Here is a 3093-nt window from a genome sequence, read left to right as displayed (position 1 = left end):
CTTTAGATTTCGATATTGTTGCTATTTCTTTCATATATAAGGAATTATTTCACGGCTTGAAATAATAGGTTTGTTGTTATTTGTTATCATTTCTAGTAATGAATCGGAAAAAATAGCGTTATTGGTGTTATTTTTCCAATATAAAAATCATAAAAAAGAGGAGGAAGTATGCAAGTAGCCATTTGTGGATGTGGTTGGCTAGGGTTACCGCTGGCAAAAGCGTTATATAAGCAGGGCTGTAATGTTTATGGTACTAAAACAACATTAGTGGATGCCAAATTGTTAGCGCAATGGGGCATTAATGGTTTTCAGATGCAGTTGCCATTAGAGAGCTGTGAGCAAATAGAGTATTTAGCTCCGTTACTGGCGAGTGATGTGATGGTTATTAATATTGCAGCCGGTCGTCATGCTATTGATAAAGAGCAGCATTATCAAAATGTGATGTCACTTTCTCATGCGGCAGAAAATGCGGGATGTAAGCGTATCATCTTTATTAGTACCACATCGGTTTATGACGGGCGACAAGGGAAAGTCGTGGAAACGGATGATGTCATGCCCATAACGAGTTCTGCTTTAGTGCATGTCAAAATTGAACAGGCGTTACGTGAGCAATGGGGCGAAAAACTCACGATTTTACGCTTATCAGGTTTGATTGGTGATGATCGACATCCTGTTAAGTTTTTAGCGGGTAGACAAGGAATCAAGGATGGTAATAGCCCTGTTAACTTGATTCATTTAGATGATTGTATTGCTGCAATCTGTCGTCTTATTGAGAAGAAAGCGGAAATGCCAGTTTTACATTTAGCCGCAGGTTTTCATCCTTCTCGTCATGACTACTATACCCAAATGGCAAAACAACGATCGCTGCCTTTACCTCAATTTGAGATGGATAACAGTGATAACAATGGCAAGGTGATTGACGCCAGCGCAACCTTAGCGTGGTTGGGGATCAGTTTGAAGTATAACGATTTGCTGATCAATAAATAAAAAAAACGCTGAACATCAGTTCAGCGTAAAGTTGCAATTAAGAGTTAAATTGCAGTGGCAATTTGGATTATTAGTGAATGTTCGACGGCCAGTTAAACAAATGTCACCAATAATATGGATTCTATATATTCAGACTCCAAATCTAACGCCGAGTTCAAAAAAGATCGAAAAAAATTCCCCAAAGATGCATTTTATTTAATGAACGGTGTTTTTATTGCTTTTCTCTGGTAAATAGGCAAAAAAAATCCCATTAAAAATAGATTTAATGGGATAAAAAAGTTCCGTAAATATAACAAAAAAGTTCAGCAGTAGTGGATATCAAACATAAAAAAATCTGTAACATACTGATTCAATAACCAAAGGCATAGTAGGATATTCAATCAATCATACTAGTAAGACTAGGCATATTTCTGTTAGTTCAAAAAAAATGAAAAAAAATGCGATTTTCTTATGTTGCGGCTTAAACAAGCAGTTTTTCTATAAAAAAAGCCCGCTAAAAAGGTAGCGGGCAAAAACAATTTTACAATTAGGAGTTAAAGCAGTAGTGGCATTTACAATGATAAAAATCGTCTAAACAGTACGTTTCGTAAAATCTTTATCAGTATGAATACATTAATTATGACTATGCCTATGGGCAAAGGTTCCTAAAATATTCATATTTTTTGATAGATAATTTTTACTGTTTATAACACTATGATTTTTAAAGCTAATTAAATGCAACTGCTCACCATCATGCAGTGGCGTTTACTTCTAATGATTCATTATTTTCTGGTTGGGCGTTAGTCGCTGTTTTAGCCGCAGGGTTTTTGGTTAGTACTGAGAACACTAACGCTACACCCATGATGATTGCCGAGTAGAAGTAAGCCAACTCATAAGTACCTGTTGAATCCACAGCTGCAGCAGCAATCACAGGGCCAATGAAGCCACTTATGCCCCATGCAGTGTAAACCACACCATAGTTAGTGCCGTAGTTCTTTAAGCCGTAGAAACCGGCAGTTAATGATGGGAATACTGCTGGTAATGTACCGTAACAAAGCCCCGCAACAGCCATACCAAGGATCAACCCTGCATGGGTTGTGTAGTGTGGGAATAGGATCATATTGGCAATAGAAAGGACAAAAGACAGGGTTAGTGTTTTTAGACCACCAATTTTGTCACATAACATGCCTGCGAAGACACGACCAGAGGTATTGAATAGCGCTAGGATCACAACAAGGTGCGCCGCATCTGTCATGTTCGCTTGTGTTGCAGCTATCGATGTAATGTTACCAATGATCATTAAGCCTGTGGATGATGCACAAAGGTACATAATCCAAATGCTGTAGAATTGAGTTGTTTTTAGCATCTCAGTCCAACGCATTTCAGATTGTGCCACAACCGTTTTTTTCTCTTCTTTATTACTTGCTGCAGCTACTGGCACATAGCTTGCTGGTGGGTTGGTGATAGTAAAAGCAAGTGGTGTCGCAATACACAACAAAGCAATACCTAAAATATTAAAGCTGTAATTAATACCGTAGCTTGCAATTAAAGATGTGATTAATGGTGCTAGGTATACGCCAGCTAAACCAAAACCTGCAGCAATTAAGCCATTAACCAAGCCACGTTTAGATGGATGGAACCATTTCATGGCCGCTGGGCTTAAGCAGGCATAGCTAAAACCGATACCGCCACCAGCAAGAATACCAAACGTAAAGATTAATTGAGTTGGGCTAGTGACATAACCCGACGCAATTAAGCCTAAGCCTGAGCAAATTGTACCTGCGATTAACACACGTTTTGGACCAAATTTGTCTTGTAGAATACCAGCTAAAAGAAGAGTTACTGAGAATGTAATGATAGCAATGGTATAAGGCAAAGAAGCTTCAGCGTTTGACCAGCCTAAATTAACAACAAGGGCCTTTTTAATACGCTCCAAGTAAACAAAATACCAATACATAAATTAATACAAAAACCAGCAATAAGAATTTGCTTTGCTCTATCAAACATGAAGTTTCTCTCTGATGATATTTATATAACGAAATGTCATACAAATATAATGACGTAATATTTTGAAAAAATAACTTACAAATATTACGTGTTAATTTCTTGCCGTGGATTCTATTGATA

General features: G+C 37.6%; 1 protein-coding gene and 1 pseudogene. One reads left to right on the top strand and one right to left on the bottom strand.

Translation table 11 applies throughout. The annotated features are described in order from the left end of the window. Nucleotides 1-168 precede the first annotated feature (168 nt). Nucleotides 169-987: an SDR family oxidoreductase gene (locus E5A76_RS02865; RefSeq protein ID WP_161118045.1), complete on the top strand. Its 819-nt coding sequence runs from the start codon at nucleotides 169-171 to the stop codon at nucleotides 985-987. A gap of 730 nt (nucleotides 988-1717) precedes the next feature. Here E5A76_RS02865 and E5A76_RS02860 read toward each other — a convergent pair. Beyond that, nucleotides 1718-2973, bottom strand: a pseudogene (locus E5A76_RS02860) (L-lactate MFS transporter). Between the last annotated feature and the right edge of the window lie 120 nt (nucleotides 2974-3093).

This window comes from Photobacterium lucens, assembly GCF_009873615.1.
In the GTDB taxonomy this organism is placed as follows: Bacteria; Pseudomonadota; Gammaproteobacteria; order Enterobacterales; family Vibrionaceae; genus Photobacterium; species Photobacterium lucens.
This window is presented reverse-complemented; position numbering and strand designations above follow the sequence as displayed.